Here is a 16,082-nt window from a genome sequence, read left to right as displayed (position 1 = left end):
ACCGAGTTCAACTTGCCCGGCCCCGCGCCGGGCTTCTGTTTGGGAGTTTCAGCAGAGATGATTTATCGATCATTCGGCGCGCTGCTTCTTGCGCTGGTCCTGTCGCCGGCCTGGGCAGAGGTCCTGGTCGGTAAGGTGGTTGCCCTGGCCGATGGCGACACGATCACCGTCCTCGATGGTTCAAAGGTTCAGCACAAGATCCGCCTGGCGGGCATCGATGCCCCCGAGAGAAAGCAGCCGTTTGGCCAGCGGGCCAAAGAGCAGCTTTCACATCTGGTGTTTGGCAAGACTGTCCACGTCGAAACCGAGAAGATCGACCGGTACGGGCGTCAGATTGGCAAGGTGCTGATCGACGGGCGCGATGCCAACCTGGCGATGGTCACTGCAGGCCTGGCCTGGCACTACAAAAGTTACCAGGCGGAGCAGTCCTCGGCGGACCGACTTCTGTACGCGAGTGCGGAGGAGGATGCGCGCGCTGTTCGGGCGGGCTTGTGGCGGGAGCCGGCGCCGGTGGCGCCTTGGAACTGGAGAAGGGGGGAGCGGTAGATTGCTAGGGCAGCGCCATCATGATCGCCTATTGCATGGACCTCGCGGGTCTCTTTACAGATCGGTGCGTTGCTCTGGGCTGAATCAGAAATCCCAGCTCAGGCGTTGCGATCCTCGCGTGAACATGACGCTTGTACGGGTCGCCTTGCAGTGCCAGGTCTGTTTGGTGGCCTCCAGGCCAGCGGGCGGCTCTGACAGGCTGTTGGGATCAAATACGACAGCGCATTGCTGGCCAGCTGCGCGCACCGACTCGTACGTCAGCCAATGGACGCCTTGGCGTTGAGCTTCGGCAGCAACAGCATGAGTGGCGGCGTAGTCAGCGCCGCTAGTCCAAATTTCGCGCGAAGCGCTCCATGGCGTTGCCATCAGGTCGATAGAGCGCCCTGCGATGGCGCCCTGGAAGAAGGTGTGCTCGGTCAGCAATGTTTCGTTGGTCAGGCCCGCGCTGTCCAGAATGAACCGGTGGCGCCAGTACGCTACCTCGGCACAGGACGTGCCAATTTTCTGCGCTCCGTACCATTGCCCTTTTGCATGGGCGGGTCTGAAGCGGCTGGCGTGTGCAGGAATGTACCTGAAGGGCGTCGCGAGCAGATAGTGCTTGGGGTGTTGGGTCGTTGGCATGGCTGGCTTGCTGCCTTCGAGGAGGCGTTCGATCAGCTCCTGCTCATCTGGTGTGTCAACCAGGCGCATCGTCGAGATCACATGCTGAGCCTCCACACCGCGCCAAGCCACCAAGTTGCGGTTTTGGATCGAGCCCTCAAACCAGGTAACTTCCCAGCTCATGCTGGCGCGCGCATGCCATCGAGGTAGTTGAGGGTTGCCACCAACCCGGCCGCACTCTGCACGAGTTGCTGAGGCACTCCACCCAAGGCTTTGTTGTGCGTGGTCATCCAAAGCAGACGCTTCTGATCATCGGTACCTACGAGGGCGTCCAGCGAGCGAAACACGCGCACGAGCAAAAGCGCCAGTTCGCCTTCCTTGCTGTTTGGATCGAGCATCTTGTCGCCGTGCAAAAGGCGAGAGATCGTTGGCTCGCTCAATCCGATAGTGCGAGCCAGGGCTGCGCCTGAGAGACCCAGCATCTTGCTTGCGCGGGTAGTGGCCTTGGCCAGCACCATGCTTGCATCGAGCTTGGCAACGGCTTGTTCCATTTGCTTTCTCCTGAAGGGAAACTTGGTTTCCCCAGAAATATTATGGCAACAAAACCAAAAATATGCATATTCGGGCGCGCATTCTCTCTATTCAAATCCCGCCACATCCTCATCGCCCACCCACTCGCATGTCCATTCCTGGGCGACCCACGCCTGGTCCACGCACTCCATGCCGACGAAGAACATGCTATGGCTGGAGCAGCCCGAGAGCTTGGAGTCGCAGAGGTCTGGCAAGAGCGGACGGCCGTCCCGCCCGAGGAGCTGCAGCGAAACTGTTGTCCGAATGCCGGCATTGATCGTGCAGGCGAACCTCTTTGGTGCTCTTGAGATTGTCCAGATCTGGGGAGCGGCCTCATCGGCTCGCGGCGGGTTCAAGGTTGACCCGGTCAGCTCGACGAACCACTGCCACAAGCTCTTGGCCAGGATTCCCCCGGGCTGCCCGCTGGCGAAAAGGATACGTGCCTGTTGCAGAAGCAGGCCGTTCAACCGGTTGAACTGGCACATTGAGCGCGATGGATACCCACTGATTCTGTGGTCTAGGCTGTGGATATCTTCCGGCGATCGGCCGCTAGGGCTGGCCAACGTTGGGCTCTAGGAAGATGCCCGTTTTTTACGCAAGCGGCCCAGATTGATGGTCACTCCGCAGCCAGCCATAACTGGCTGGCCCCTTCTGCTCGCGACACGTCGTCGATCATCCACTTGAGCTGCTGCTCTGTGGGGTAGTGCCTCAGGGTTGCCCTGGCCTGTTGCTTCAGGTCATCAGGAACATCCTCTCGGACGAGCATCTCCCGCAACACCTCCCCCGCAAAGCGCAGCGCCCGCGCTCTTTCATCTGGCATCGTCATAGTGCTTCCCCTAGATCTCGATCAGAAGGCCAGGCTTAAACCGTTCGTTTTCATTACTCCCGTCCCGCCGGCCGTACCCCCTCGGGTTGCAAACTACGCGGGTGCCATTGACTCGATAGTCCGCGGAATCGTGCATGTGGCCGTGCACCCAAATCGCAGCTTGACCCATCAAATGCGACAGATCCGAAACGTAGGCTGCGCTCACCATGTCGCGCTCATACCGAGGATGCACCGATAGCCGGTGAGGTGCGTGGTGCGTAACCACCACGGTTTTTGCTGGGTCGCCGCGGGAAAGTTCACCCGCAAGCCAGGCTGAGCTCTCTTTGTGCATCCCAGCCGTGTCCTCCGCACGCAGCAGCCGTGCCTGGCGGTTCATCGCATCACCGGGACTCGCTACAAATGTCTTGATGCACTGGTAGTCGTTCAAGTACATCTCGGCCGCGCCCACGGCGCCCTGGCGATGCTGCGCTCCGAAGAAGTTGAAGTCTGTCCAGAGCGTCGTGCCAAGAAACCGCACGCCACCTAGCCCAATGGCATCATGCTCCAAGAGGTGCACACCCATGCGATTGGCCACATCGCGGGCGTGTTTCGTCAGGAACTGGATGTGCCCGCTGTAGAACTCGTGGTTGCCGAGCACGTAGACGATCTCCTTGGTGACGAACGTCTCCCGCGCCCAGCGGATGCCCTGCGTGCCCTCAGCGATGTCGCCCGCCAGCAGCACCACATCCACGCCGTCGTCGATGCGCTGGTCGTTCCAGACTGGCGAGAACCTGGCAAACTCTAGGTGCAGGTCGGATAGAACAAGCATCCTCATGACCAGCTCGCTTTCTCCGGCGGAGGTCCAGAGATGAACTCCCCCAGCCCGTTCTTGATGCAGCAGAAGTTCACCGCACGCGCGTCGAATCCAAGCTGATCGCGCTGCATGGCGTACTGCTCGCTCAAATCATCGTGCGTGTGACCATGGAAGGTCCTCACGACCCGCATGTCGCGGGCCAGCTGGTCCAGGGTCTCCCAGCCGTAGGGATGACAAGACGGCGCCTCGTGCGTGACCAGGATATCCGCACGCTGCTTGGCCAGCGCGGCCACATCGTCTCGGTAGATCGCGCCGTGCAGCTTCGGGCTGGGCTGCTGCCCATCACGCCAGGCGTAAGGCCCGCGCTTCATAGCCTGCGCCTTGCTCGCAAAAGTTGGTCCTGAAGGCGGGGCCCAGACACGTCCCATGAAGTTGCCGCCTAGGCCGGCCACCCGAATGCCAACCAGCTCCACCACCTGGCCATGAAGTGCCACCGCGTCAGCGCAGTCGTGCAGGCACGCCCAGTTCTCGTGCGTGTCGGCGTCGTGGTTGCCGTGGATAAAGGCAACCTTCACGCCTGGAAACTCCAGTCGCAAGGGCGCCAGGATCTCCCGTAAGATCGTGTCAAGCTCCACATCCCCAAGAGAGATCAACCAGCTGGGCAGGTTGCCAGCCTGCTCGGCTTGCCTCAGCGCCACACCGATGTGTCGGAACTCACCGTGGACATCCCCTAGGAACCAGAGCTTGCGCATGGCAGATGCGTTCTCCTGATCAAAGGCAGCCATGTCCCGCAGCGGAGCGGCCTTGCCGTAGTTTGCCGGTCTGTTCACAGCTCATCCTCCTCGAACCAGATCGAGCCCAGCGTGTCGTCCAGACGCGCCTGGTGATGCTTCTCGCACAGCGCCAGCATCCAGCCTGAGCGCTGGTCAATCCAGCCAGGACGGCCGCAGGCTGCGCACGTGGTCGCACTGGCCGCCTCGGCAGCGAACTTCTTCTCCGTTAGCCGCTGCGCCAGGTCCGGCTCCTGGTCCCGCACGCCTTCTGCCAGGCGGAAGTACACGCGCGCCGCGCCAAACTTCTCCTTGACCTGGACCCACTGAAAGCCGCGTTTGTCTTTACCCAGCGTCTCGTCGATGTCGGCGCACAGACGCGAGAAGAGGTGGAACCAGCCGCGCGAGTAGCTCATGCTGATGGCCTCGCCTTCGAACTGGTACGGGAAGCGAGCTTTGAGTTCTTTGGGGTTGTTCATGTTGAAAGTCTCCTCAGTACGGATTGAAGGTGGGCTGCGTTGGCCGGCGTGAAGCCGGTGCGGTGGTGGGTCAGCAGCAGATTCGGGCACCCAGGCTTGAACAGCCAGGGCACGTCATCGATCGCTATCCACGGGTGATCCGGGCGGTGGAACGTGAGCCAGGTCAGGCACTCGATGTAGCGAACGCCGGCAGGTCCGGGCCTGGCGCACTCTTCTGGCGCCACCGGGGTGCAGCCCACGACCCGCGGTGCGATGTCCTCAGCAAAGAACTCGCGCAGCTCGCTCAAGGGGTGGTGCTCGCGCCAGGAGCTGCTGATCACGATCTCTGCGTGCTCGTGGAGGCGCAATACGTCCTCAATCAGCGGCAGGCAGGTGAACAGCTGGTCCGTGGTGCAGAGCTCGGGATGGGTCACGCCGTCAAAGTCGAGGAAAACAATGGGTGCAAGGCGGCGGCCTTGCTGCAGCGTCTTGTCGATGCTCATCGCAGAATCCTCTGGTTCCAGTCAATGCAGAACGCGTCCATCAGCCGGCTCGCTGCCATCGTCCTGCAGCACCTCGGCTGGCAGGTCCTGGCGCATCAGGTGCCTGCGCCCGTTGACCAGCGCTGTCGCGTAGGCATGGTCCAGCGCCTGGATCTGCTGGCGCGGCGTGAGATGGGCCAGCAGCGTGACCAGGCGCCGGGGTGGCTCCGCAAAGCCGCTGTATCGAAGGTGCACCGATCCCGCGACCGACTGGGCCAGGTCAATGGACTGCTCCGCCGTGGGCTGCTCGATGTGAAACACCTGAAACCGCGACTGGATGGGCGGTGGAACGAGGCGCAGGTCGTTGGCCGTGGCGACGAAGAGCACGTGGCTGGCATCGAACTGCAGGCCGGCTGAGATGTCCGTCACGTTCGCTGAAGTCACCGGTTCGAGCAGGCTATGCAGCGGTGCCAGCGGACTACCGCCGTAGGTGTGCTCGGCCACCTTGTCCAGCTCGTCGAGCAGGATGACGGGGTCGGCCCGCTCGCCCAGGCACACCGCATCAAAGATCAGTCCGTAGCGTGTGTTTGCCCAGTTTCGGTCTGAACCCATGAGCGCAGAGGCCGTGTGCGCTGCATCGAAGCTGTGCCGGCGCACAGGACGCTCCATCAGTCGGGCGAGCTCCAGCGTGAAGTGGGTCTTCCCTACGCCAGGGGGGCCTGCAAGCAGAATCGGCGGAATGCACATGGGCTCATCGACCTCTTGCGCCAGGCGCACCCTCGCCTCGATGAGATCGATCACCCGGGCGAAGTGCGGCTGCGAGGCGCGCAAGTAGCGCAGCCCATCGAGCACGGTGTACATACGTTCCCAGGTGCACACCCGCCGGAAAGCACCGAGCTTCTGCAGTTGCCCAAACAGTTCCTTGTCCCGCTGCCTCAGTTCGTGGTCGGGCGTCGTCTTGCGGTCTTCGATGAGCTTGAGCGGAGCGTCCCAGGCGTAGACCTGGACCTGGTGCCGGTCTGACCCTTCGTCGGCTTTAACCATGTCGCGCACCAGCTCATAGTCGAGCTGCATCTGAGCGCGAGCGTCGATAGCTGCGAGGCGCTCATTGTCCTTCCGGGTGAGATAGACAGGCTCCTCCGGCGCCTTGTTCGGGCTCCTGGCGGCGGCCTGGGCGTCCAGCCGCTGGGCGCGCTCTTCGACCGCCCTTGCCTCGTCTTCGCGGGCAGCCCTGGCGCGCTGTTGCAAGAGGTCGTCGACTTCTGCCGTCGCGGGCAGCAGGAGCTTTACCCGGCTCGGCGTATCGCCCTCGATGTAGTCGATCGATCGCTCTGCGAAGTCGGGAAACTGCGCATCTGGCTCTGGCCTGAGGCTGGGTCGGTACTTGTTCATGTCGGGCTCCTGAACGGAGCCCGGCCGGTGCTGTGTGTTCTGCCCTGGCTCCTTGTTGATTCACTGGGTGAGTGACAAGGTGGGCTGAACGCAAAACGACTATTGACGCGGTCGCAGATGCCCACCCCACCTGGTGCTTATGCGCACGGTGGACTTGGCGTTCATCAGGGAGAAGTGCTGCGACATACTTGAAATAATGCGGGACAAACCGATAGTAGGCAAGTGGCAGCGCCCAGATGCAGTCGCAAAACTAATCAAGTTCGCATGGTTTCGCTGCACCGAGCTGCGCAGCAGGTCTCAGATCGCCCGATCTGGGTTGGTTCCGGCGGTTTGGTCGTGCAGTCGATGCGAGACAAACAGGTGATTTTCGACATACGCTGCGTCTTAAAAAGACCCGCGACGCCGAAGCGATCTTTGGCGCCAAGAACCTCAAACAGGCACAAAGTCTACGCTTTTGTATACGGCCCAGAAGGTCAAGACTGTATGCGGCGGCATTTTCTTTATTAATAACAACAACTTACGGTTGCCCGAGGGCGCGTTCAAGTTCAAAACTCACTGAGAAGCGACAAACAGGCTCCCATCCGCGGCATTCCGGGAACCAATGGGATTAGCACTCCCTCCTATAGAGTGCTAACATTTCTAGAAGATTACCCTTAGGAGGGAACACACCATGTCTGCTGCAACTCTTGCTTTCAACGCCGCACCGTCCACTACCCTAGCGGTGGCTAGTCCGTGGGCGAGTCGCTCGCTGACCTTGCCAGCGCTCGGCAACCTCGACGCCTACATTTCCGCCGTCAACCGCATGCCGCTGCTGACGCTGGAAGAAGAGCAGAGCGCCGCGCGCCGCCTGCGCGATGACAACGACATCGACGCAGCGGGCCAGTTGGTGATGTCTCACCTGCGGCTGGTGGTGTCGATCGCCCGCCAGTACCTGGGCTACGGCCTGCCCCACGGGGACCTGATTCAGGAAGGCAATGTGGGCCTGATGAAGGCGGTGAAGCGGTTCGACCCCGATCAGGGTGTGCGCTTGGTGAGCTACGCCATGCACTGGATCAAGGCCGAGATTCATGAATATGTGTTGAAAAACTGGCGCATGGTGAAAGTGGCCACCACCAAGGCCCAGCGCAAGCTGTTTTTCAACCTGCGCTCGCGAAAGCAAAATTTCCGCGCCGAAGCGCTGGACGGCGACACCCACCGCGAGGTGCTGTCTGACGGCGAGGTTGACGTGATGGCGCAGGAGCTGCGCGTCAAGCCGGAAGAGGTGCGTGAAATGGAAACCCGGCTGTCGGGCGGTGACGTGGTGCTGGACCCGTCGCCTGGCAACGACGGCGAAGAGAGCTACGGCCCGATCGCCTATTTGGCCGACGTGAACCACGAGCCCACTGCGGTGCTGGAGAGCGCCGAACGCGACGCGCTGGCGACCGAGGGTGTGGCGCGCGCCATGAACGAGCTGGACGACCGCTCGCGCCGCATCGTCACCGAGCGCTGGCTCAAGGTGAACGACGACGGGTCGGGCGGCATGACGCTGCACGAGCTGGCGGCCGAATACGGCGTGAGCGCCGAGCGGGTGCGCCAGATCGAGGTGGCGGCGATGAAGAAGATGCGCAAGGCTCTGATTGAATTCGCCTGACACCGCGCCACCCAGCCCGCCCGGTCAGACTTCGGTCTGCCCGGGCTTTTTTGCGCCAGATCAAGCCGGCGCCAGATCGGCTTGACGCGCTCAGCCCAGATCTGCACCATGAATTCGCAAGCTGGTTCATCCCGAGCCGGTCACACATAGTCCGAAGGCCTATCCATGACCCGCCAAAAAGCCTTCTGGGCAGCCCTCTACCTTTTGTTGATGCTGTTGCCGATGCTGGTCGGCGAGTGGGCAGCGCGCGCGTCGGGGCTGGAACGCAGGCCCTGGCTGGACGAATGGGCCTCCGGGCTGGGCATGATCGGGTTTGCCTTGGTCTTGCTGTCGTTCTTCCTGCTGGGGCGGTTCAAGCCCTTGTCGGGGTGGTTGGGCAGCGACTTGCTGATGCAGACGCACCAGCTGTTTGCGAGAACCGCCGTGCTGCTGCTGTTGCTGCATCCGTTCTTCTACAGCCTGTGGCATGCGCCACGCGGACCGGTGAGCGCCTCCACCGCGGAGGTGCTGCGCATTGACGGCAGCTCATGGGGCCTGATCACCGGCGTGCTCGCCCTGGGTTGTTTGCTGGTGCTGGTGGCCAGCGCGATCTGGCGGCAGCGCAGCGACACGCCCTACGAGCGCTGGCGGCTGATGCACAGCGCGCTGGCGCTGGCGGTGCTGGGCTTGGGTCTGCACCACACGCTGGTGTCGGGCCGCTACGCGCAGCTCGGCGCGGTGGCTGCCGTCTGGTGGGCGCTGGCCGGGCTGGCGCTGCTGTCGTGGGTGCGGGTCTACCTGGTGAGGCCGCTGTGGCAAGGGGCACACCCGTACCGCATCGAAAAACTCGAGCGCTGCGCCGACCGCATCTGGCTGCTGGAGATCGCACCACGCTCGCCAGAAGGCGCGCACTTTCGCGCGGGCCAGTTCGCCTGGCTCAAGCTGGGCCACCGCTGGCCGCACCGCGACAACCCGTTTTCCATCAGCAACGCGCCTGTCGCCGGGGGACGGGTGCAGTTCCTGATCAAGGAGGCGGGCGACATGACGCGTGGGCTCACCCAACACGCAGTGGGCGAGTCCGCCTACCTGGACGGGCCGCATGGCCGCTTTGAAATACCCGCCGACGCCACGGCCGTGGTGATGCACGCGGGCGGCATCGGCGTGGTGCCCTTTGTGAGTCTGCTGACCGATGCGGTAGCGCGGCAAGAACGCCGACCGCTGCGCCTGATTTACGCCGACAAGCATCGCGACCAGATGGTGGACGTGGTGGCACTCTCAGGCGCCAGTGCCCTGCCCGACTTCCAGTTGCTGCCCATGGTCGAGCAATCGGATGCCGCATGGGAAGGCCTTACCGGGCGACTCGATGCGAACGGCCTGGCGCAGGCACTGGCTCACCCAGCCGTGGCACCGGTGGCCGATACCGCATGCCACTTGGTCTGCGGGCCCGAGCCCATGATGGACGCGATAGAGACCGCGCTGGTGGCGCGTGGCGTGCCACCAGTGCGCGTCTTCTCCGAGCACTTCAAATACGACTTTTCCGGCCAGTCCCCCTTGGCCAAGCGCATGCGCCACGTCTGGTGGGGGCTGTCAGCAGCAAGCCTGCTGGGCCTGGTGCTGGCGCTGGCCTGGCGCTGAAGAGGCGCCGGGCTCAGGCCTCGCGGCGCAGGGCGGGGAACAGGATCACGTCGCGGATGCTGGGGCTGTCGGTGAGCAGCATCATGAGGCGGTCGATACCGATACCGCAGCCACCTGCTGGCGGCATGCCGTATTCGAGCGCTCGGATGAAGTCGGCGTCGAAGTGCATGGCTTCGTCGTCACCGTCGTCTTTGCTGGCCACCTGGGCATGGAAACGCGCGGCCTGGTCTTCGGCGTCGTTGAGCTCGGAAAAAGCGTTGCCAAATTCGCGACCCGTGATGTAGAGTTCAAATCGCTCGGTGATCTCGGGGTGCTGGTCGTTGGCGCGGGCCAGCGGCGAAATTTCGGTTGGGTGGTCCATGATGAAGGTGGGGTTCCACAGCTTCTCTTCCACCCGCTCCTCGAAGTACAACACCTGCAGGCTGGCCAGGCTGCGCTGGCTCAGCTGGTGCTTGGCTTCGCTCAGACCGAGTTTCTTGAGCTGCGGAATCAGCCACTCGGCCGAGTCGACCTGCTCACCCGCGTCGGTGTATTTCAGGATGGCCTGACGAATGGTCAGGCGCTCGAAAGGCGACATCACATCAACCGGCTGGCCGTTGTAGGTCAGCGGCGTGTCACCGTGCACCTGGCGCACCACATGGCGGATCAGCTGCTCGTTGAAGTCCATCAGGTCCTGGTAGTTCCAGTACGCCGCGTAGAACTCCATCATGGTGAACTCGGGGTTGTGACGGACGCTGATGCCTTCGTTGCGGAAGTTGCGGTTGATCTCGAACACGCGGTCGAAGCCGCCGACCAGCAGGCGCTTCAGATACAGTTCGGGCGCGATGCGCAGAAACATCTCCTGGTCAAGCGCGTTGTGGTGGGTCTTGAACGGCCGCGCGTTGGCGCCCCCGGGAATGGGGTGCAGCATGGGCGTTTCCACCTCCAGGAAGCCGTGGCTGACCATGAACTCGCGCATGCACGACAGCGCCTGGCTGCGCACGACAAACCGCCGACGCGTGGCCTCGTCCGTCATCAGATCCACATAACGCTGGCGGTACTTCACCTCTTGGTCGTGCAGACCGTGAAATTTGTCGGGCAGCGGGCGCAGGCTCTTGGTGAGCAGGCGAATGCTGTCCGCGTGGATGGTCAGTTCGCCCTTGCCGGTTCGGAACACCACGCCCTCGGCGGCCACGATGTCGCCCAGGTCCCAGTGCTTGAAGGAAGCGTGCACCGCCTCGCCCACGCTCTCGTTATTCAGGTAAATCTGGATGCGGCCACCGCTCTCGCCCAAAGACGCGTCCTGCAAGGTGGCGAAACTGGCTTTGCCCATCACCCGCTTGAGCATCATGCGACCGGCCACACTGGCGCGCACGGGCGCCGCTTCCAGCGCTTCCTTGCTGGTCTGTCCATGCGATGCGAACAGCTCGGCGGCTTTGTCGGCGGGTTTGAAATCGTTCGGAAACGCCACAGCGCCGCCCTGTCGCTGAATCTCACGCAAGGCATTGAGCTTGTCGCGGCGCTCGGCAATGAGCTGGTTTTCGTCGTGCGCGGGGGCCTCGATCGGGGTAGCGCTGGGATTGGGGGCTTGGGACATGGAAACGAACCGGTGGGCGCCAGAGCGGCGGGAACGCGCCAGCAAAACCGGCTGGCGCGAGGCACACGAGCGGACTCGGCACCAAACCCCTGATTTTAGTGGGCCGACCCCGGCCCGCTCGGCCGCACACGCCGCCCCGGATAATCCGGGCCATGTTCTTGCGCGCCGGTCTGGTGTCTCTCGCGTTGTTGCTGGCCAGCCGCCTGCTGGGGCTGCTGCGCGAGTCGGTGCAGGCCGCTGCCCTGGGCGCCACGGGCCTGGCCGACGTGGCCGTGCTCATGCTCACCCTGCCCGACTTGTTGACAGGCATCCTGGCAGCGGGTGCACTGAGCTATGTGCTGCTGCCCCTGTGGGCGCGCCAGCAAGCGCCTGAGCAGGCCGTGACCCAGGTTCGGCTGTTGCGCTGGCTGCTGGTGGCGGGCGTGGTGTCGGGCGCGGTGCTGGTGCTGGCGCCCGAGCTGGTGACGGCGGTGCTGGCCCCCGGCCTGACCGACATCGGCCGCGCCACCGCCCACGGCGCGCTGGTCTGGAGCGCGGCCGCCATGCCGCTGGCCCTGGTGGCCGCCCTCTGGACCACCCGCCTGCAACACGGACGCGACTTTTTGGGCATGTATGGCGCCAACCTGGTGGTCAACGCCTGCATCGTGGGCGCCTTGCTGCTGGTGGCCCTGAGTGGTTCCGTGTCAGCGCCCATCGGACTGGTGGGCGGCGGGTTGTTGCTGGGCATGGGTTTTCGACTGGTTTGGCTGCGCTGGCGCCAGCGCAGGGTGAATGAACCGCCAGCGCGACCAGCGCGCGACAGCGTCCCCCCTCGCGTCGGGGCCGTGGGGTTCCCCGCCGCCTCGGTCTGGCTCTGGGCCTTGGCCAGTGCGGGCTTGCCGCTGCTGCTGCCCTTGCTCGGCCGCAGCCTGGCGTCCACCTCCGGCGAAGGCGCGCTGACCACCTTCAACTACGCGTGGAAGCTGGTTGAACTGCCCCTGGTGCTGGCCATTCAGCTCGTGGCCGCGCTGGCCTTTCCCGGCATAGCGGCGGCCTTCGCAGCGGGTGACGCTGCTGTCGGCCCTGCCCGTCGCGAGCAACAGGTGAAAGCCTTACGTGACGCCTTGGTCCTGGCCTGGGTGCTGGCCTGCGCCGCTGCAGCAGCCATTGCCGGCATGGCACCGGCGCTGTCGCAGCTGCTGTTTGGCTGGGGCCGCATGACACCCGAGGCCGTGGCGCAAGTGGCTGCCTGGGGCCGCATCGGCGCTTGGTCGCTGTTGCCGCAAGCGCTGCTGGCGGTGCTGCTGACCCTCATGGCAAGTACAGGGCGGCTGCGCGGCGCGGTGGGAGCCTACCTCGGTGCGCTGGGCCTGTTGCTGCTGTTGGGTGGTCTGTCCTACGCAGCGGGCCAGCTCGATGGCGCGGGCGTGATGTGGACCCTGAACGCGGCGCTCAGTGCGGCGGCTGTGGCACTCCTGGTGCGAGAGCGTGACTTCCTGCGCGGTGTGCTGGTCTTTCGCGATCTGTTGCCGGCGCTGCTGGCGGCGGTGATCTTGGCCACGCTCGCCAGCAGCCTGCCCGCGCCGCAACGCCTGCCCGGTCTGGGGCTGGCCTTGGGGCTGGCGCTGTCGGTATTGCTCGTGGCCTGGGGGGTTTCCCCCGGGCTACGTCAAGCACTGCGTCGATAATTCCCCGCTAACATGATTGACCTGATCCAGATCACCAACGATCCCGAGATGGCCCGGCGCTGCGATGCGCTGCCGGGCATGCGGCTGTTTGTGGATCTGGAGCAGCATGGCAAGGCCGAACGCCAGGCAGGGCGCAACACCTTCATCAGCACGCACACCCTGTCTGATGTGGGCCGCGTCAAGGCGGTGCTGCAGCAAGCGCCCTTGATGGTGCGCGTCAACCCCTTGCACGAAGGCACCGCAGCCGAGGTGGACGCGGTGCTGGGCGAAGGCACAGACCTTTTGATGCTGCCGATGTTCAGCGAGGCGCATGAAATTCGCAGTTTCTGCGACCTCGTCGATGGGCGCGCGCCGGTGGTGGCCTTGCTGGAGACCGCGGGCGCGTTCGAGACACTGCCGATGTGGATAGGTGCACACGGTCTGCATGAGGTGTTCGTGGGGCTGAACGACCTGCACCTGTCGCTGGGTCTTCACTTCATGTTCGAGCCACTGGCCCTGGGTCTGCTCGACAGCGCCGCGCGCCTGGTTCGGGCGCAAGGGCTTCGCCTGGGCTTTGGCGGCATTGCCCGGCTGGACGAAGGCCTGTTGCCCGGGCGCGATGTGCTGGCCGAGCATCTGCGGCTTGGCTCGCAGTCGGTGATTCTCTCGCGCACGTTTCACGGCAGCGCCGCTGCAGGCAGCTTTGAGGACCAGGTGGCCGCGTTGCGCGAAGCCGAGCAGCAGCTGGCCCTGCGGGAGCCGGCTCACGTGCAAGCCGACCGCCAACGCATCGCGGAGGTCATTGGCCGCATCGCGATGCAGGCGGCCTCGCCCCCTGCGGCCGTGGCATGAAGCGTTTGATGGATGTGCTGCTTGCACTGATCGCGCTGCTGGTGCTGGCGCCAGTGATGCTGGTCGCAGCGGTGGCGATTGTTGTCGAATCGGGCATGCCGGTGCTGTTTCGCCAGACCCGCGTGGGCTGGCAAGGCCGCGAATTCGGCATGTTCAAGTTCCGCAGCATGGTGAAGAATGCGGCCAGCCTCGGCCCCTATTTCACTTCAGCCAACGATCCGCGCATCACGCACGTGGGCCGCTTCCTGCGCCGCACCAGCATTGATGAGCTGCCGCAGCTGATCAACGTGATCACAGGTGACATGAGCCTGGTTGGCCCTCGTCCCGATGTGCCGGCTCAGCGCAGTCTTTACACCGACGCCGACTGGGCGCAACGCTGCAGCGTGCGTCCCGGCATCACCGGCCTGGCACAGGCACTGTACCGCTCGGAGTCCAGCGAAGCACAACGGCTGGCTGCCGACCTGAGCTACACCCGCGAGCACTCGATCTGGCTCGATCTTAAGATCTGCTGGTGGACGGTGAAACGTCTCACAGGTCGGGGAGCCAATTGATGCCCCCACGCTATTCACCTCGCTTAATCGCTGCTCCCCAAGGGGATGCGATCGCCCTTGGGACGGCCCGGCGGGCGATCTGACCATGTGCGGCATTTTCGGCTACTGGGATCGCAGGCAGCGGGCGCTGGACGGCGATGCCTTGCGCGGCATGGCAAAGGCACTGGTGCACCGGGGGCCGGACGACGAAGGCATTCACCACCAGCCAGCGCAAGGTGTGGCGATCGGAAACCGGCGCCTGTCCATCATCGACCTTGGTCATGGTCACCAGCCTTTTGTAAGCGACGATGGGCAGATTGCGCTGGTGCAGAACGGCGAGATCTTCAACTATGTGGAGCTCGCTGCCGAACTGCGAGCCCAGGGCGTTCGGCTGGACACGCACTCCGACACCGAGGTCATTCTGCGGCTGTATGAGCGCGAAGGCATCGCTTGCCTGAAGCGACTCAACGGCATGTTCGCCATCGCCATTCACGACGCGCGGGAAGACGCACTCTACCTGGCGCGCGACCGCATCGGCGTCAAGCCGCTCTTCACGCTGGACGACGGCACGCGCCTGCTGTTTGGCTCGGAGCCCAAGGCGCTCTGGCCTGCGCTGGGTGGCCAGCGCCCGGCCATGGACCTGGAAGCCATCCACCACTACCTGAGCTTCAACTACATCCCGGCGCCTTGGACCGCCTACGAGGGTGTGCGCCATGTCATGCCGGGCACATGGCAGAAGTTCACGCGCGGCCAGCACGTGCGAACCGAGCGCTGGTGGAGTCTGGCAAACCAGCACGAGCAAGACCACACGTTCGAGCGCTGGTCGGAAGAATTCATGGCCTTGCTCGACGACGCCACCCGCATCCGCCTGCGCGCAGACGTACCGTTCGGCGCCTTTCTGTCGGGTGGCGTCGACTCCAGCACCATCGTCGGCTTGATGGCGCGGCATGTGAAGGATCCGGTCAAGACCTTTTGTATCGGCTTCGCCGACCCGCACTACGACGAGTCGGCTTTCGCCCAGGCAGCAGCGGACCGATTCGGATGTCAACACACCAGCGAATTGGCTGAACTCAACATGCTGTCGCGCTGGCCGCAGGTGCTTCACCAGCTCGACCAGCCGCACGGCGACGCGTCCTTCCTGCCCACGCTGAAGGTGAGTGAACTAGCCGCGAAGCACGTCAAGGTGGTGCTCACCGGCGACGGCGGCGACGAGCTGTTTGCCGGCTACGACAAATACGCCCAGTTCTTCAATCGGCCCGAATCGGCGACGCTGCCGAAGGCCAGCTTCGAGCGCGGCTATTTCGACAGCATCTCCCTGTTTTCCCCACAAGCGAAGGTAGCGCTGTACCGCCCAGAAGTTCGCACTCGCTTGAACGGCATCGACAGCTTTTTGGCTGCGGCCCAGCCCTGGTTCGCCGAGTCGCAGCACTTCGACCGCATCAACCAGGCGCTGTATCTCGACATGCAACTCCTGCTCAGCGGCAACAACTTGGTCAAGCCCGACCGCATGGGCATGGCGGTGAGCATCGAGGCGCGCACGCCGTTTCTCGACTGGCGCCTGATGGAGTTCGCCTTCCGCTCGCGCGGCATCACCAAGCTGTCCGCCCAGGGCGACAAAAAGCACTGGTTCAAGCGTGCTGCGGCTCCGCTGATCGGTGAAGACTTGGCGCATCGCAAAAAGCAGATGTTCACCGTGCCCGTGGGTGACTGGTTCAAAGGTGAACTGCACGGCTGGCTGCGCGAGACGCGGGCGGGCAGCGAGGTGATGGCACAGGTGTTTGAGCCAGCAGGTATTCA

The 16,082-nt window shown here is 63.8% G+C and carries 17 protein-coding genes; 7 read left to right on the top strand and 10 right to left on the bottom strand.

Translation table 11 applies throughout. The features are described from left to right. The first annotated feature begins 12 nt into the window (after nucleotides 1-12). Nucleotides 13-546, top strand: a complete 534-nt coding sequence (locus GPT34_RS12650) for a thermonuclease family protein (protein WP_291012954.1) — start codon at nucleotides 13-15, stop codon at nucleotides 544-546. A gap of 84 nt (nucleotides 547-630) precedes the next feature. On the opposite strand, the gene GPT34_RS12645 is transcribed toward GPT34_RS12650, so the two are convergent. The 9 genes from GPT34_RS12645 to GPT34_RS12605 form a co-directional block, all read right to left on the bottom strand. Further along, nucleotides 631-1,329: an RES family NAD+ phosphorylase gene (locus GPT34_RS12645; protein WP_291012952.1), complete on the bottom strand. Its 699-nt coding sequence runs from the start codon at nucleotides 1,327-1,329 to the stop codon at nucleotides 631-633. Further along, complete coding sequence (locus GPT34_RS12640) at nucleotides 1,326-1,697, bottom strand: antitoxin Xre-like helix-turn-helix domain-containing protein (RefSeq protein ID WP_291012950.1); 372 nt, start codon at nucleotides 1,695-1,697, stop codon at nucleotides 1,326-1,328. The genes GPT34_RS12645 and GPT34_RS12640 overlap by 4 nt, the downstream gene beginning before the upstream one ends. 87 nt (nucleotides 1,698-1,784) lie before the next feature. Further along, complete coding sequence (locus GPT34_RS12635) at nucleotides 1,785-2,201, bottom strand: hypothetical protein (protein ID WP_291012947.1); 417 nt, start codon at nucleotides 2,199-2,201, stop codon at nucleotides 1,785-1,787. 131 nt (nucleotides 2,202-2,332) lie between these two features. Beyond that, complete coding sequence (locus GPT34_RS12630; protein ID WP_291012945.1) at nucleotides 2,333-2,542, bottom strand: BPSL0761 family protein; 210 nt, start codon at nucleotides 2,540-2,542, stop codon at nucleotides 2,333-2,335. 10 nt (nucleotides 2,543-2,552) lie between these two features. Beyond that, nucleotides 2,553-3,356, bottom strand: a complete 804-nt coding sequence (locus tag GPT34_RS12625) for a metallophosphoesterase (RefSeq protein ID WP_291012943.1) — start codon at nucleotides 3,354-3,356, stop codon at nucleotides 2,553-2,555. Beyond that, complete coding sequence (locus GPT34_RS12620; RefSeq protein ID WP_291012941.1) at nucleotides 3,353-4,165, bottom strand: metallophosphoesterase; 813 nt, start codon at nucleotides 4,163-4,165, stop codon at nucleotides 3,353-3,355. Before GPT34_RS12620 ends, GPT34_RS12625 begins: the two co-directional genes overlap by 4 nt. After that, entirely contained in the window at nucleotides 4,162-4,584 is a 423-nt protein-coding gene (locus GPT34_RS12615) for a hypothetical protein (protein WP_291012939.1), read from the bottom strand. The genes GPT34_RS12620 and GPT34_RS12615 overlap by 4 nt, the downstream gene beginning before the upstream one ends. Further along, entirely contained in the window at nucleotides 4,581-5,066 is a 486-nt protein-coding gene (locus GPT34_RS12610; RefSeq protein ID WP_291012937.1) for an HAD domain-containing protein, read from the bottom strand. Before GPT34_RS12610 ends, GPT34_RS12615 begins: the two co-directional genes overlap by 4 nt. Nucleotides 5,067-5,087: 21 nt before the next feature. Beyond that, a complete protein-coding gene (locus GPT34_RS12605; protein WP_291012934.1) occupies nucleotides 5,088-6,437 on the bottom strand; it encodes an AAA family ATPase in 1,350 nt (449 codons plus the stop codon). A gap of 670 nt (nucleotides 6,438-7,107) precedes the next feature. Between GPT34_RS12605 and rpoH the strand changes: the two genes are divergently transcribed. Together rpoH and GPT34_RS12595 are read left to right on the top strand one after the other, a co-directional pair. Further along, nucleotides 7,108-8,067 (top strand): RNA polymerase sigma factor RpoH, encoded by a 960-nt coding sequence (gene rpoH / locus GPT34_RS12600; protein WP_291012932.1) that lies wholly within the window; start codon nucleotides 7,108-7,110, stop codon nucleotides 8,065-8,067. Between the two features lie 165 nt (nucleotides 8,068-8,232). Then, entirely contained in the window at nucleotides 8,233-9,681 is a 1,449-nt protein-coding gene (locus tag GPT34_RS12595; RefSeq protein ID WP_291012930.1) for a ferredoxin reductase family protein, read from the top strand. Between the two features lie 13 nt (nucleotides 9,682-9,694). On the opposite strand, the gene lysS is transcribed toward GPT34_RS12595, so the two are convergent. Further along, entirely contained in the window at nucleotides 9,695-11,257 is a 1,563-nt protein-coding gene (gene lysS / locus GPT34_RS12590) for a lysine--tRNA ligase (protein WP_291012928.1), read from the bottom strand. 152 nt (nucleotides 11,258-11,409) lie between these two features. Between lysS and GPT34_RS12585 the strand changes: the two genes are divergently transcribed. The 4 genes from GPT34_RS12585 to asnB form a co-directional block, all read left to right on the top strand. After that, nucleotides 11,410-12,924 carry a lipid II flippase MurJ gene (locus GPT34_RS12585; RefSeq protein ID WP_291012926.1) on the top strand — a complete coding sequence of 505 codons (1,515 nt, stop codon included), beginning with the start codon at nucleotides 11,410-11,412 and terminating at the stop codon, nucleotides 12,922-12,924. Nucleotides 12,925-12,936: 12 nt separating this feature from the next. Then, on the top strand, nucleotides 12,937-13,755 hold the full coding sequence (locus GPT34_RS12580; protein ID WP_291012924.1) for an aldolase/citrate lyase family protein: 819 nt from the start codon (nucleotides 12,937-12,939) through the stop codon (nucleotides 13,753-13,755). 8 nt (nucleotides 13,756-13,763) lie between these two features. Then, nucleotides 13,764-14,306: a sugar transferase gene (locus tag GPT34_RS12575; protein WP_291012922.1), complete on the top strand. Its 543-nt coding sequence runs from the start codon at nucleotides 13,764-13,766 to the stop codon at nucleotides 14,304-14,306. 85 nt (nucleotides 14,307-14,391) lie between these two features. Further along, on the top strand, nucleotides 14,392-16,082 hold a 1,691-nt coding region (gene asnB, locus GPT34_RS12570; protein WP_291012920.1), incomplete at its 3' end, for an asparagine synthase (glutamine-hydrolyzing).

The sequence above is a fragment of the Hydrogenophaga sp. genome (assembly GCF_011390835.1).
Taxonomy (GTDB): domain Bacteria; phylum Pseudomonadota; class Gammaproteobacteria; order Burkholderiales; family Burkholderiaceae_C; genus Hydrogenophaga.
This window is presented reverse-complemented; position numbering and strand designations above follow the sequence as displayed.